Origin of the sequence: Henriciella marina DSM 19595 (assembly GCF_000376805.1) — a bacterium.
In the GTDB taxonomy this organism is placed as follows: domain Bacteria; phylum Pseudomonadota; class Alphaproteobacteria; order Caulobacterales; family Hyphomonadaceae; genus Henriciella; species Henriciella marina.
Genome location: NZ_AQXT01000002.1, coordinates 3,018,145 through 3,033,007, shown reverse-complemented (window position 1 = coordinate 3,033,007; position 14,863 = coordinate 3,018,145). Strand labels below are relative to the sequence as shown.

Annotated in this window: 10 protein-coding genes and 1 pseudogene; 9 read left to right on the top strand and 2 right to left on the bottom strand. The window is 56.8% G+C overall.

Features of this window, described 5'->3' with window-relative positions; all coding sequences use genetic code 11:
* Positions 1 to 8 precede the first annotated feature (8 nt).
* The 4 genes from F550_RS0115085 to F550_RS18740 all read left to right on the top strand — a co-directional run bounded on the left by F550_RS0115085 (position 9) and on the right by F550_RS18740 (position 4,708).
* Positions 9 to 3,224 (top strand): efflux RND transporter permease subunit, encoded by a 3,216-nt coding sequence (locus F550_RS0115085; protein ID WP_018149416.1) that lies wholly within the window; start codon positions 9 to 11, stop codon positions 3,222 to 3,224.
* Complete coding sequence (locus F550_RS0115080; RefSeq protein WP_018149415.1) at positions 3,221 to 3,436, top strand: hypothetical protein; 216 nt, start codon at positions 3,221 to 3,223, stop codon at positions 3,434 to 3,436. The genes F550_RS0115085 and F550_RS0115080 overlap by 4 nt, the downstream gene beginning before the upstream one ends.
* A 94-nt stretch (positions 3,437 to 3,530) precedes the next feature.
* Positions 3,531 to 4,031, top strand: coding sequence for a copper-binding protein (locus F550_RS0115075; RefSeq protein WP_018149414.1), 501 nt, complete (start codon positions 3,531 to 3,533; stop codon positions 4,029 to 4,031).
* A 215-nt stretch (positions 4,032 to 4,246) separates the two neighbouring features.
* The gene (locus F550_RS18740; protein WP_156807960.1) at positions 4,247 to 4,708 is read left to right on the top strand and encodes a copper-binding protein; all 462 of its coding nucleotides are present in this window, start codon (positions 4,247 to 4,249) and stop codon (positions 4,706 to 4,708) included.
* Positions 4,709 to 4,932: 224 nt separating this feature from the next.
* On the opposite strand, the gene F550_RS0115065 is transcribed toward F550_RS18740, so the two are convergent.
* Positions 4,933 to 6,063 carry an acyltransferase family protein gene (locus F550_RS0115065; protein WP_169332281.1) on the bottom strand — a complete coding sequence of 377 codons (1,131 nt, stop codon included), beginning with the start codon at positions 6,061 to 6,063 and terminating at the stop codon, positions 4,933 to 4,935.
* A gap of 278 nt (positions 6,064 to 6,341) precedes the next feature.
* Between F550_RS0115065 and F550_RS0115060 the strand changes: the two genes are divergently transcribed.
* The 4 genes and pseudogenes from F550_RS0115060 (at position 6,342) to F550_RS0115040 (ending at position 12,071) form a co-directional block, all read left to right on the top strand.
* A complete protein-coding gene (locus tag F550_RS0115060) occupies positions 6,342 to 7,046 on the top strand; it encodes an IS6 family transposase (protein ID WP_018149411.1) in 705 nt (234 codons plus the stop codon).
* Positions 7,047 to 7,666: 620 nt separating this feature from the next.
* Positions 7,667 to 8,830, top strand: coding sequence for a hypothetical protein (locus F550_RS0115050; RefSeq protein WP_018149409.1), 1,164 nt, complete (start codon positions 7,667 to 7,669; stop codon positions 8,828 to 8,830).
* 126 nt (positions 8,831 to 8,956) lie between these two features.
* Positions 8,957 to 9,114, top strand: a pseudogene (locus F550_RS19620) (IS6 family transposase); the annotation flags it as partial.
* A 227-nt stretch (positions 9,115 to 9,341) separates the two neighbouring features.
* Positions 9,342 to 12,071: a TonB-dependent receptor gene (locus F550_RS0115040; protein ID WP_026180818.1), complete on the top strand. Its 2,730-nt coding sequence runs from the start codon at positions 9,342 to 9,344 to the stop codon at positions 12,069 to 12,071.
* Positions 12,072 to 12,433: 362 nt separating this feature from the next.
* Here the strand turns inward: F550_RS0115040 and F550_RS0115035 are convergent, their stop codons facing one another.
* On the bottom strand, positions 12,434 to 13,267 hold the full coding sequence (locus F550_RS0115035) for a 2-keto-4-pentenoate hydratase (protein WP_018149406.1): 834 nt from the start codon (positions 13,265 to 13,267) through the stop codon (positions 12,434 to 12,436).
* A gap of 147 nt (positions 13,268 to 13,414) precedes the next feature.
* Between F550_RS0115035 and F550_RS0115030 the strand changes: the two genes are divergently transcribed.
* Complete coding sequence (locus tag F550_RS0115030; protein ID WP_040500569.1) at positions 13,415 to 14,815, top strand: pectate lyase family protein; 1,401 nt, start codon at positions 13,415 to 13,417, stop codon at positions 14,813 to 14,815.
* Positions 14,816 to 14,863: the final 48 nt, after the last annotated feature.

Here is a 14,863-nt window from a genome sequence, read left to right as displayed (position 1 = left end):
AGGTAGGCATGTCAGAACAAGATTCAAACGACCTCGCCGGTCGTGATCCATCAAAATCATGGGTCGCGAAGCTGATCTCTTGGTCGGTGTCCAACCAGCTCATTGTCCTGATGCTCGCTGCGGCCCTCGCCATCACGGGGTGGATGGCCATCCAGCGCACGCCCCTTGATGCAGTGCCGGACCTGACCGACACACAGGTCATCATACGCACCGATTTTCCCGGCCAGAGCCCGCAGATCGTCGAGGATCTGGTTACTTATCCCCTGTCGACAAATCTTCTCGGCCTGCCAAGGACGAAGGATGTGCGCGGCTCTTCCATGTTCGGCACCAGTTTCGTCTATGTCATCTTCGACGATGATGTTGATATGTACTGGGCACGCTCACGCGTCCTGGAAGCCCTCTCAAGACTGGGGTCGGAGCTGCCGGATGGCGCCGTGCCACAGCTTGGCCCCGACGCGACAGGCGTCGGCTGGGTCTACCAGTATGCCCTGGTCGACAAGAGCGGCAACGTCGATCTCGCGGAGCTCCGTTCGCTTCAGGACTGGTTCCTGAAGCTCGAACTCGCAGGTGTGGAAGGCGTCGCGGAAGTCGCGTCCGTCGGCGGCTTTGTCCGGGAATACCAGGTTCTCCTCGATCCCAACCGCCTGCGAAGTTACGACTTGTCGATTACACGCATACGGGATGCGGTGCGCGCCGCCTCGAGCGAGGTCGGCGGCCGTGTGCTCGAACAGGGTGAAACCGAATATGTGATCCGCTCATCCGGCTATGTCGATGAGAAAATCGATCTCGAACAGGTCGTGATCAAGGCGGAGGATGGCACACCTGTCCAGTTGAGCGACGTGGCGCGGATTGTCGAAGGCCCAGCTCTCAGGCGCGGTATCGTGGAGCTCAATGGCGAAGGTGAAACGGTAGCGGGCATCGTCGTCATGCGTGATGGCGAGAATGCCCTCTCTGTGATCGACCGCGTGAAGGAGAAACTCCACAGCCTCCAGAGCGGCCTGCCGGAAGGGGTCGAGATCGTCACCGTCTATGATCGCGCCCCGCTCATCGAAGGCTCGGTCGATTATCTGAAGGACAAGCTTATCGAGGAAGGCATCGCGGTCACGCTCGTCATCTTGATCTTCCTCCTGCATGTTCGCTCGTCCTTGGTCGCCATTATTACCCTGCCTCTTGGTGTGCTCGGGGCCTTCCTGATCATGTCCTGGCAGGGCGTCACCGCGAACATCATGTCGCTTGGCGGTATCGCAATCGCGATTGGAGCGATGGTCGACGCCTCGATCGTGCTCGTCGAGAATGCCAGCCGGAAACTGGCGGACTTGGGACCGAAACCCGATCCGAGAGTCCGCCGTCAGGCGCTGGTCGAGTCCGCCCAGGAAGTCGGCCCCGGCATATTCTTTTCACTCCTGATCATCACGGTCTCCTTCCTGCCGGTCTTTGCCCTGACCGGTCAGAGCTTCAGGCTCTTCAGTCCGCTTGCCTATACCAAGACGTATGCGATGGCCTTCGCCGCCATCCTGTCGGTCACGCTCGTGCCTGTCCTGATGCTGCATCTCATGCGGGGGCGCTTTCGCCGCGAGGAAGCCAATCCACTGAACGCCTTCTTCGTCTGGGCCTACAAACCGCTGCTCCATCTAGCCCTGAGGTTCAAGTGGATCACAGTCGCCCTTGCACTCGCGCTGACGGCTAGCGTCATCGTGCCCGTCCAGAGGATCGGCTCGGAATTCATGCCGGCTCTTTATGAAGGCGAGCTCCTCTACATGCCGACCACCCTGCCCGGCGTGTCATCGACCAAGATGCGGGAGATTCTTGGCCAGACAAACCGCGTCATCAAGACTGTTCCCGAAGTTGACCGTGTTTTCGGCAAGGCCGGGCGCGCCGATACCGCGACCGATCCGGCGCCACTCACCATGATCGAGACATGGATCAAGCTGAAACCGAAGGAGGATTGGCGGCCAGGTGTGACGGTCGAGGACATCACCGATGAGCTCGATGCCAAGCTGCAAATGCCCGGCCTTGTGAACTCATGGGGCTACCCGATCAAGATCCGTATGGACATGGTTTCAACAGGTGTGCGCACGCCCATTGGTATCAAGGTCACCGGAGACGATCTGACCGAGATCGAAGCCATTGCCCGGGAGATAGAAGCGGCCGTTTCGGACGTACCCGGAACGCGCTCGGCCTTCGCCGACAGGGTCATGGGAGGCAAATATCTCGAGATCACGCCGGACCGAGGTGAACTCGCCCGGCGCAATATCGACATGGCCACCTTCCAGTCCGTGATCCAAACCGCCTTGGGCGGCATGACACTCACCCAGTCTGTCGAGGGCCGGGAACGCTATGACATCATCCTGCGCTATGATCGGCCATTTCGTGAGAGTGCCACAGACCTGGAAGAGATACTCGTCCCCGCCCCGTCCGGCGCCCATATCCCTCTCAGCGAACTGGCGGACATTTCCTATACGGAAGGCCCGCCAATGATCCGGTCGGAAAATGCCCGGCTGACTGGCTGGGTTTTCGTCGATATCGCGGACCGGGACATGGGCAGCTATGTTGCAGACGCCAGACAGATGATTGCCAACGCCGTCGACCTACCTGCTGGATATGCGGTGGAGTTCTCCGGCCAGTATGAACAGATGCAGGAAGCGAATGCGCGGCTGAAAATTGCCATTCCAGCGGCGATTGCCCTGATTTTCCTGCTCCTGATGCTCCATTTCGGAAGGCTCGACCGGACCCTCATCATCATGGCGAGCCTGCCTTTCGGCCTGATCGGCGGGATGTGGGCCGTCTGGCTGGCTGGCTACAACCTGTCTGTCGCCGTGGCCGTCGGCTTCATTGCCCTTGGCGGTATTGCTGTGGAGACTGCCGTCGTGATGCTGCTCTACATCGACGCGGAAGTCCGAAAGGCGAACCCGTCTGACAGGAGCCAGCTTTTCGCAGCTGTCAGCAAGGGCGCGGCCATGCGCGTCAGGCCGAAGTTGATGACGGTCACGACCATTTTTGCAGGTCTTGCCCCGATCTTCCTGACCGACGGCCTCGGGTCGGACGTCATGCGCCGGATTGCCCTGCCCATGCTTGGCGGCATGGCCTCGACCCTCATCCTCTCCCTGATCGTGATCCCGGCCATCTACTACATCCGGGTCGGGCTGCAGATTCCATCAGATTTACCCCGGGCCGAACCGGATAACCGGGCCGGCTCATTCACCCCCGAAGGAGAAAAACCATGACGAGACACCTGTTGAAAATTCCGCTTTTGTTTCCACTGCTTCTGAGTGGCGCCATGCTGCCGGCGGCCGCGCAGGATCGTTCACCAGACAGGATGATGATGGACGGCGGCATGATGGGCTGCGGCCTGTTCGGCATGATTTTCATGCTGCTTGCTGTCCTCCTCCTCCTGCTCGGGATCGCTGCCCTCATCAAATATCTGAGGTCGAAATAATAGTCCCGTGTCCATCCACCCTATTCCCCCGTCCCGGCGCGCATCGGGGGCCTCTGTTGAAAGCCGCGCCTGACAATCAAAAAGGAAGAAAACGATGAAAACCCTCGTCAGAAAGACCACCGTCACAGGCGCAATCCTCGGACTGGCCCTGATTGGTCCGGCGCTCGCCCAGGAGGCCGGCATGAAAATGGACAGTATGAAAGACATGGACATGTCCGGCATGAGCTGCTGCGGCGACATGGCGCCCGGCTTTGGTGTCATTAACAGCGTCGATCTGGATGCCCGAACCGTCAATATTTCACACGATCCGATCAAGAAGATCGGCTGGGGTGAAATGACAATGGACTTCGAGGTCGGCGGAATGGTTGCGCTCGACAAATTCGAGAATGGCGACAACGTCCATTTCATGCTCAAGCAGGACGACAGCGACAATTATGATATCGCCATGATGATGCCGATCGGCGGCGATCCGGATGCTTTCAAGCAATCCATGATGTCGATGATGAAAGGCGACGGCATGATGGACTGCAACATGGGCGGACACGGATCCATGTCCGGTATGACGCCTGATGAGCACGTCAGCGGGCATCACTAACCGTTTTTTTAGCATTTCGGCCCGGCTTTCCCGCAAGCCGGGTCTCAGACGCTCGGCAACCATTTGCCTTGGAATGCGCGGCCTGCCCGCCTTCCGACTCGGATCGCCACCCGGCCACTCGCTTTATTGCCTCTGGGGTCAAAGCTTTTCGCTAGCGCCGAACCAATCGAAGAAGACAAAAATCCATTTAAACTCAGCCTCCAAAAGGACCCGCTATGACACCATTGAACCTGATCGCAGTTAGCCTATTCGCGTTTGGCCTCGTAGCCTGCGACAATGCCCGCGACACACTACCCGCATTGGGGGACACAGCAGCAACGCCCATGGATGTAGCCGAAGACAACGCCATGCATCATGCAGGTCATAAGGCCGGCGATGGTGGCATCGGTCACGCCTTCGGCACAATCCGATCGGTCGATGACGAACAGGACTTTCTGACGATCGAGCACGGCCCCTTCGAGGGCGTAGCCATGGGCGCCATGACCATGAGGTTCGGTATTATGGGCGGAGTTGATCTCTCTCGTTTTTCCGAAGGCGACGAGGTTGAATTCATGGTCAAACAAGGCCGCGACGCCTCCTACAGGATCATGGCGATCTGCAAGAAAAATACCGAAGGTGCAAATTGCCTTGACGGCGTGATGGACCACCAGGAATCAAACGGGAAGGTTGCAGAATAAGCGCTCTCCGATGGAGCGCCGGCTATATAGATGGGTCGTTGTGATCTTCGGCATCCAGATACTGCTCTGGATGATGTGATCGTGTGGCGGAGATTAAGGCAATCGGGATGTCCGGCTCAAGCAAAGTTCAACTGAAGGTGCCAAAGCGAGCTAGTTTTTTTCTGGATGTCGCAAAAACTCGCCGATCGCGATCAAGCGGGATCTTCGGGCGTTCGCTGAGCCTTTCAATTGTAAACAACGCGGCTGGCGCTTCGATTGATTGCGCTGTTCAAACTAACGCGTAGGGCTGGCTTTGCCCGCAGAGCCGGCTCTTCGACAAAATGACGAAGCGCTATAGCCATTATGAGCGTACTAGAGGCCATGACAGCGAACAAGGTGCCTATCCCAATACCAGGATTCAGCGCCACAGCCATCTGTCCAATTGGCCAATGCAGGATGTAGACGCCGTAGGATATATCTTTAACGTCTCGAACTTGCCGCCCCATCGAGCCAGGGATCTTCTTAAACCCCAACCATAGTAAGACGTACGCATTGGCGAGTTGGCCGACGACTATGCCAGCAGGAGTTCCGAAAGAGGCATAGGCCAACAACAGGACCAGGACCGAACCAAAGGCAGTAAGGGCGATTAAATGTTTGAGGCGGTAGAAAAGCGCCCCTGTCATAAATGCTGGTCCGAAGCGAGCCATAGCTCCAGCAGTTTCATCTAGTGGACCGGTATAGGTAAACACTTGAATGCTGAATGATGCTATCAAGGACGCAGCGAAAATCGCTGGTATGCCCCAAGACTGACGCCACACGCCTAGGCCAGCTGCGACACCTGCTAGCACATAGCAAACCAACTCGTAGCGAATAGTCCACAGAGGCCGGTTAATTTCATTTATTGCATTGTGCTCGAATACGCCTTGAAGTTCGCCTTGCGGGTTGAGCTGTGACAGTGTCAAAAATGGATAAGCCCAGCTTTGTGAAGAAGCGAAATACGCGCTTATTGAAAGGTTTGTCATTATCGGCCCGAGTAATAGCCAACAGGCGAAAACAACAATGACCAAGCCAGGAAAAATGCGGAGGCTCCGCGCTAGCCAATAACTTGTCATATCCTGCGATTTGGCTAGCGACGCGGCAAGCATATAGCCTGACAAGATAAAGAAGCCATCGAGCGCGTATTGTACAATGGTGTCGATTACGCTTGCCCATGTCCCTTCCATCGGTAGGCCTTGGGGTATCATGAGCGAATGTCCATATAGGATAAGGAATGCAAATCCGATCCGTAGCGCTGTGAAATTGTTCAGCCGATCTTCAAGACGGCCATGGCCTAACGCAGTTGTTGTCATCGACACTTCTTTCGCTTCACTGATCAAGGGCAACGCAAGGATTGGGCCAACTGGGGCACTGTCAGACCAAACCAGCATTGAGCGCCTAGGTGGATCTGGATAAGTTCAGTCCATGCTCAAAAGGGTATTGTCAGAAGAACTTCGCTTGAGTCGGCCATCCCGACCGCCCTACTCTCTCCGGCATGACAAAATCTCCATTCCGCTACTTCAAAACGTCGCCTGAAATCATCCGCCTTGCCGTCATGATGGCATTGTCAGAAGAACTTTACTTGAGACGAGGTAGGTCGTCGCAGTATCGTTTCGCCATGTCCAAAAGCCCTTTTCGGTATTTCAAAACATCGCCCGAGATCATCCGGTTAGCCGTGATGATGTATGTCCGATTTCCGCTGTCGCTTCGAAATGTCGAAGACCTGCTTCACGAACGCGGAGTTGAAGTCAGCCATGAGACAGTCCGCTACTGGTTGAACCGGTTCGGACCAATGTTTGCGGAAGAGATACGCCGACGTCGGTCTCAGCAGCTTCGTCAGGTCACGCAATGGCGCTGGCACCTCGACGAAGTCTACGTGAAGATCAATGGCGTGACCCACTATCTCTGGCGTGCCGTCGATCATGAAGGCGAAGTGCTCGAAAGCTATGTCACGAAAACACGAGACAAATCAGCGGCTCTAAGATTCTTGAAGAAAGCCATGAAGCGCTACGGCGCACCGCGGACAGTCGTCACCGATCGGCTAAGATCGTACGGCGCAGCGATGAAGGAAATCGGGAATATCGATCGCCAGGAGGTCGGTCGACATCTCAACAATCGGGCCGAGAATAGTCACCTGCCCTTCCGGCGACGGGAGCGAGCGATGTCCCGATTTCGAAGGATGGGCAATCTTCAAAAGTTCGCCTCAACCCACGCTTCGTTTCACAACCACTTCAACCTCGATAGGCACCTCAATTCAAGAATTCGCTTCAAGCTGAACCGAGACGCCGCCCTCCTCGAATGGCGCCAGCTTCTGGCCGCCTAAATCTCTTTGCTCCTTAGAAAACAGAGACGACTTTGCATTAGTCTGACAACACCGCCACGCACCCATGGATTTGAAGACCAGATCTCGAAACTTCCGAGATAGCCCGTCACTGGCGGGCTTTTTATTGTCTTGCTGTCTCTGTTTTCCAGGAAATCCTTGATCAATGGCGATGTGATCTCCGTCGCCTGATTGATGATACCTAGGCTCACTCCCATCGACATTATTTGTCGTTCGCCCATCCAATGGTTTGGCTTCTCATTCTCTTCGGGCCCGGCGGGCTCGTCCAACACCTCATCGACGGAGGATTGAAGTCAGTCACGAGACGATCCGCTACGCCTCGTTTCACAATCACTTCAACTTAGATCGCCATCTCAAGTCTAGATCCCGCCTCAAACGCAACCGTGACGCCGTGCTCCAGGAATGGCGCCTGCTTCTGGCCGTCTAATCGCGTTCGCTTCTTCGAAGACAGAGACGACTTGGCATTAGCCTGACAGCATCGTGGCTTCAGCTTCTCGCTGAAGAAGTCTGCCTCTTTGCCGAGCAGCAGAGACGAGTTTGCGTTTGTATGACAATATTGCCGGGTTGGAGCTCGAGAAAGCTTTTGCGCGGGAGGGGTAACGATGTTGCGTGCGGGATTAGCAATTGCAATTTTGGTTGGCTGTTTTCGGCATGAGGGGGCAGCGCAAGTGTCGGTTATCGAGCTGGCCGATATTACCTTTCCCGTAGACGCCGAACTCAAGGGAATCGAGGGATGCTGCAAGATTGCATTCGAACTCCAGTCTGATGCTTCGAAGCGAATTGACGAGGTCAGTTGCACCAGTCCAGTCTTTGAACAGTCGGCCGTCGACGTTGTTTTGCGTTCGCGCATCTCCGGACTTCCCCAGTCCAAGGCACGCATTCCCATCAAATTTGCCTTTTCAGGTTCTACGAGCGGTTCTTGCACTGCAACTGAGACGTGGAATGAATTCGTTGGGGACGCAGCAGCCGCCTTCCCCTGGGAGGTGGCCGACTTTGATAGTGATCATGACCACCAAATCGCCCGTGCAAAAGGTATTGCCGCACTCCGGGTGAATCTCGACTATGCGGGAAGCTGCGGCGCCGAGCCCTATCTGCAGCCGGACGATGCCCGGGAGCTGCACGCGATAGATAGTCTGGCAACACTGCGTGTGGCCGAATCGACACTCCTCCACAGACAGAGCTGGCTCGACTGCAGGAAGCAGACGCTGAACAATTACGAGACAGAAGCGGCAGAAACGGCCGCGCGCTACGCGCAGTTAACTTCAACAGACTTTAGATATTGGGTGGCCCAGTACATGTCGTCCCAGGTGAGACGCACACGTGAAGAGCTTAATCGTGACGCAACCGAACTTGGCCAGTTCGAAGTAGCGCTCAATACGGCGATGTCGCGCGCCGAAAACATAGCTCGCCTTCGCGCGGAACGAAGACGACGAACGCGGCAGGACCGCCAGCGTGATCGTTCCAAAGCGGATGCGTTCTTCGCCTCGCGCGGCCCAGGTCAATATGAAACCTGTCTTGAAATGTCCTATACTTATTCGGCTCAGCAGGCGTGCCTGAATGACTGGATCGGCGGCAGTGCAGGCCGGGTCCCACAGCCTATACTGCACCGAGAAGCTCATGAGAGTGCTAACCCGGTAGTGCGCGAAGCAAGCTCAGCCATTCGCGCTTCCGAGCCGGTACCAGCTGAACCGTGGTGTCCCCAAGGCTATAGCTGCAATTGCGGCCCGGAACCTGTCCCGTTCTATCCGGGTGGATCGTGCAGATAGCGGCTCGAGGTTGCTCTGCTCGCCCAAAAACTGGATCGTATCTGCCTGGAGTTTCTGGCAGTCTCGGTGTTGTCAGAAGAACTTTACTTGAGATCAAATAGGTCGTTGTCGTCGTCTCGTTTCGACATGCCCAAAAACCCTTTTTGGTATTTCAAAACATCGCCCGGGGTCATTCGGCTCGCCCGTGATGATGTATGTCCGATTTTCCGCTGTCGCTTCGAAATGTCGAAGCCCTGCTTCACGAACGCGGAGTTAAAGTCAGCCACGAGACGATCCACTATTGGTGAAACCGGTTTGGGCCAATGTTTGCTGGCGAAATTACCGGCATTTTCGTCGACGGGTACAAACGAGATCGAAATTCTCTGACAACGCCCAGACAGCTCCTGCTGACTGAGGGCGCGTCTGCCGGACGGGGCGGAGGCCAGGAAGCTTGCCTTCCGCGTTACAGCATGGTAACGCAGTTATGACACCGGTGTCATACGGTGGACATAAAAAATATTGGGAGGAAACTATGACATCTAAAGTTCTATCAGGGCTAATCTACGGCGCTTCCCTGATCGCCTTGTCGCAAACTGTCAACCTGGCACACGCCCAAGAAGCCCCCGCAGATGATGCAGAGGCCCGTCTTTCCACCGTTACGGTAACCGGTTTCCGCGACTCACTCGCGCAAGCGCTTGACGTAAAGCGCCAGGCGACCGGCGTCGTCGATGCGATTGTCGCAGAAGATATTGCTGACTTTCCGGACCTGAACCTTGCAGAGTCCCTGCAACGCATTCCGGGCATCGCTATCGACCGTCAGGCTGGCGAAGGCCGCCGCATCACGGTTCGCGGCCTTGGCGGTGATTTCACCCGTATTCGCGTGAACGGCATGGAAGCCCTGTCGACCAGTGGCGGATCTGATGCGTCTGGCGGCACCAACCGTTCTCGCGCATTCGATTTCAACACATTCGCCGCCGAGCTCTTCAACGCTATTGTCGTTCGCAAGAGCCAATCGGCATCTATCGAGGAAGGCTCACTCGGCGCAAACGTCGAACTCAAGACTGCCCAGCCTTTCGATTTCGATGAAGGCTTCACTGGCGCGGTGTCCGCTCAAGGCCTTTACAACGACCTTATCGAAGAAGTGAGCCCGCGCTTTGCCGCCCTCGGCTCTTACCAGAACCCGAACGGAACCTTTGGCGCCCTTCTGTCGGTCGCCTATAGCGACCGCACCATCCGTGAAGAAGGCTTCTCGACGGTCCGGTTTGACGACCAGGGTACGTTCCGCTCTGTAAATGGGGCTCCGTGCACGGGCACGCCGCTTCCCGCAGAATGCCAGACGCTCAAGGACTCCTATTATGCGCGTATCCCGCGCTATGGACGCCTCGATTACGAGCAGGAGCGTCTGGGCATCACTGGTTCAGTCCAGTTCCGCCCAACGGAAGCCACGACCGTGTCACTTGACGCCCTGGTTTCTCAATTCGATGGCAAACGGGAAGAGAACTTCCTTGAAGTCTTCATTCGCAGCAACACCGATAACATCGACGTCACCGACTTTTCGGTGAACAGCAACGGCGTTCTCGAAAGCTTTACCGGCGACATTCAGCCGGACGCGTCCAGCGGGATCGTGCCCGTTCGCAGCGAACGCCGACGCGACGTTCTGGAGAATGACTTCCAGCAATTCACGGCCAAGATCGAACACGAATTTTCCGACACGCTGCGGGCGTCCGTGTTCGCCGGCACATCTGAGTCGAACTTCGACATTCCACAACAGGCCACCATCTTCTTTGATGCCGCCAACACGGTCTCAGGTTACCAGCTCGACTTTACCGGGAACCTTGAGACCCCTGCGGTCGATTTTGGCTCTCTCGATGTCGCCGATCCCGGCTCCTTCCTGTTTACCCAGTTCCGCAACCGTCCGCAAAGTGTCGACAACACGTTCGACACGTTCAAGGGCGACGTCGAATATGACCTGAACAACATGATCACCCTGAAAGCTGGCGCCAGCTGGAAGGAATTCACGTTCAGCACTGAGGAGGCACGCACCGAAGGCAGTGTCACCGACATTGCAGGCATCTCCGCCTTCATCCCGGTCACCAGTGGCCTGTCGCAAATCCTGTCCGGGTTTGGTAGCGGGCTGGACGCACCTGGCATCGATACGCGCTGGGTCGTGCCGAACTTCGAGGCCGCAGCAGGTCTTGTTGACCTGTACAATATCCCTGGCGCCGTCCGTCAGCAGGATACGCGCGGCGTCACGGAAACCGATACTGGTTTCTACCTGCAGGCGGATTTCAGCACCGAACTTGGGAACATGCCCGTACGCGGTGATGTCGGTGTGCGGTATGTCGAAACCGAAACAGAAGCGACCGGCTTTCTGAGCGGTAATCAGGTAACGGTAAAACGCGAGTACGACGACTGGCTACCTGCATTGAACCTGGTTGCAGAGCCGACCGAGCAGTTCCTTGTTCGGGCAGGCGTTGCCAAGGTCATGGCCCGTCCGTCGCTTGGCAACCTGACACCAGGTGGCTCGATCGACACCTTCAACGGCCCGCCCTTCGCAATCAGCCAGGGCAATCCCGGCCTCGATCCTTACCGGGCGACAGCCTACGATCTCTCTTTCGAGTACTATTTTTCTGACGAGTCCCTTGTCGCGTTGAGCCTCTTCTACAAGGACATCGATTCCTTCTTCGAAGATGCGGAGACAGTGGCAACGACGTTTAGCCGAACGGGCCTTCCGACCTCGGTTGCCGGTGCAACATCTCCTCTAGGGGAATTGCTCGCTGATGGCGTCGATCCGACGGTTGAAATCGACCAGGTCGTCAACGGGTCTGGCGCGTCGGTTCAGGGCCTCGAACTGGTGTACCAGCAGCCATTCACCTTCCTTCCGGTCGAAGGCTTCGGTTTTGTGGGTAACTACACCTATGTCGACTCTGATGACATTATCGGGTTCTCCCCGAATTCTTACAATGCAACGCTGTACTACGAGAACGACGCCTTCCAGGCCCGTCTCACCGGCGCCTATCGCGAAGCTTATCAGACCACACGCCCTCGCAGCAGCGACGGGCGCGAGGAGCGCGGCGTCGCAGACACCTTCAACCTCGACTTCTCAACCTCCTATCAGGTTAATGATCAGATTGAAGTCACCTTCGAAGCGATCAATCTGACTGATGAGTACGAGCATCAGACCTTTGACCGTCTAGAGCTTCCGACGGTGTATCACCACACGGGACGTAACTTCCTGTTCGGTGTTCGCTACAGCTACTAGGCAGACGTTCAACACTTACCGCACTTGGAGCGGTCCTCACTGGCCCGGCGCGCACCTCCACGCGTCGGGTCATTTTTTGACGGCCTTCTGTCAGGCACCTGAACCATAGTTTGCTTCCGAAAGGGTACGGATCGACGTCGCTGGCGTTTGCGCCGTCCGACGGTCTCACCAGAATACGCATCAGGGCAACCAATGGGTCTCGAACGCGTGGCCAATCATGCAGGCAAGCGCATCGCTCAATTCTGGGGGCGCACAATCCACAGAAGTGAAGCGTTCCGTCCTACATTGTTTTCCCAAGAATAACTTGAAGGCGATCGCCAGACCTGTCGCGGCCCCAGCCGATGCACGTCTTGCAGACTCGTTCAGTCAGCGCGCTGCGACAGGACCTGCGAGTATGGAACCAGTCGGCATGAAATGGCGTGTTGGCCTGCCAGGGTGATGGTTGCTTCATCGCCGGCAAAGGCCTGGTGCACCCCTGTCGCTGCGCCCGTAAGAATGCGCATTCCCGCCTTTATGGGACGTCCGCGGCGCGCCGTATTTTCGAGAGCGAACCGAACCGACTCCACCGGGCCGCCCGGCATGCCAAGCGGCGCAGAACGACCGACGGTCTTTCCATTCAACACGGTTTCGAACACCCAATCTTCAATGGCGAGCGAGAACCAGCCCGGGATGACTTCTCCCGTAATAAGCCCACGATTATTCCCAAAGTCACTTATCGTGACGAGCGGCCCGTGCTCATTGATTTCCGGAAACGGACTGCTGGCAATCTCAATACCAACGTGCAATGACTTGATGAACGCGACCGCATCATCGGTCGAAAAGCTCTTCTGATCTTCAGGAACATCTCGCGCGATCGTGGCAACGACTTCTGCTTCGACTGCCGCAAAACCATCAGCGAAAACCGGCATGGAAATCGTCTGACCGGAAAAAGTGTGTGTATAGGTGTCGAACACCGGCCCGACCAGGCGGTCTACGCCCACACTCTCCCGCCAGCGTCCATTAATTCCGCCAACCTTCCAACCTGTCAGAGTGGCCGGGAAGGCGTCGATAGCCTGATCCTGGATCCGGTATGCCTCGTCCAGCCCGGCTGGCTTCTCCCCCGGATACACGGAAACAACCGAACCGCTCAACCTGGCATCCACAAAAGTCTGGGCACGCATGTCGGCGCTCGAAGACCGGCTGTATTCCATCGTCATCTATGTCTCCTCGAACACCCCAGAAACGCCTTTATGGACAGTTATGGAAACCGGTGTCATAACTGGACCTATAAACAGTTATTCGGGTAAGGCCAAGCCCTCTGGGGAAGTGGCTACCGGGTACGAAACAGCGGGAGAGAGAAGATCATGCACATAACAACAAGAGTTTTGGGAACTGGCCTTGCCTCGGCGTTGGTTCTTGCCTTTTCGGCCTTCGCTCAGCTTCCAGCCCCCCAAACCGCTGCGACTAATGACGCCTCTGCATTCAGCTCTGCGCGGACTGAACCGGCTAAGGTCTGGGAGCATGGCGCCCCGCTTCTCGCAGACGAGATTACGCGTGGCGGCGCGGGAGGTCGCATCATCAAGGTCACATCCCTGGCGTCCAGCGGTCCGGGAACCCTGCGTGAGGCCCTGGCTACAGAGGGCAAGCGCACGATTGTGTTTGAAGTCGGCGGTGTAATTGATCTCGGTGGCGACAATCTTGCGATTCGTGAGCCCTTCGTCACTGTCGCGGGCCAGACAGCCCCCTCCCCCGGCATAACAATAATCAAAGGCGGCTTCGTCATTGGCGGCCACGATGTCATCCTGCAGCATCTGCGGGTCCGTCCTGGCGATCTCGGTGAAGGCGTTCGCTCAGGTCGTGACATCGACGCGGTCACAACGGCGGCTGCGCACAATGTCGTTGTCGATCATTGCTCGCTTTTTTGGGCGACTGACGAAAACCTGTCGGCCTCAGGCCCGCGCTTCACCGGCGAGACGGTCGAGGACTGGCGGAACGGTACCTCGAACAACATACTGTACTCTAACAATATTATCGCCGAAGGCCTTGCGAACTCAACACACGCCAAAGGAGAGCACTCAAAGGGCTCTCTGATACACGACAACGTCTCCGGAATTGCGATTTACGCCAATCTCTACAGCTCCAATTACGAACGCAGCCCGCTCTTCAAGGGCGGCGTCCAGGGCGCGGTCATCAACAATCTCATCTATAATCCCGGCCAGCGGGCGGTGCAGTACAATCTTCAGGGTCTTGAATGGGGAGATACCCCACCTGTGCTCGGCCGGATGGACCTTGTCGGAAACGCCATGCGTGCCGGACCATCGACAGCCGACGGACTGCCTCTCCTCATGATTGGGGGTACCGGCAATCTTTCTGTGCATCTCGATGATAATCAAGCTCACGACCGTTGGGGTGCGGATCTTCCGGTTCTTGGTCGCTACACGAGTAATCCGACGCGATTCATCGAAGCGCCCGAAGCCCATTTTTCCTGGCCAGGGCTCGACATCCTGCCCGTGGGCGAGGTCGAAACGTATGTCCTCGCAAATGCAGGTGCGCGTCCCTGGGACCGCGACACCCACGATGTTCGGGTTCTTGCTGACGCAGCCGAGGGGAGAGGCGGCATCATTGACAGCCAGGAACAGGTTGGGGGCTATCCAGAACAGGCAGAAACGCAACGCCCATTCGATGCAGACCTGTGGGACCTCCAGACCATGGCGCCACTCGCAGAAGAGGCACTCGGATCGGGGGAAGGCGCGAAGGGCACTTGAATTGTGCTAGCTTGAACTCTGCCCTAATAACCCATTGGCCAACCTGAT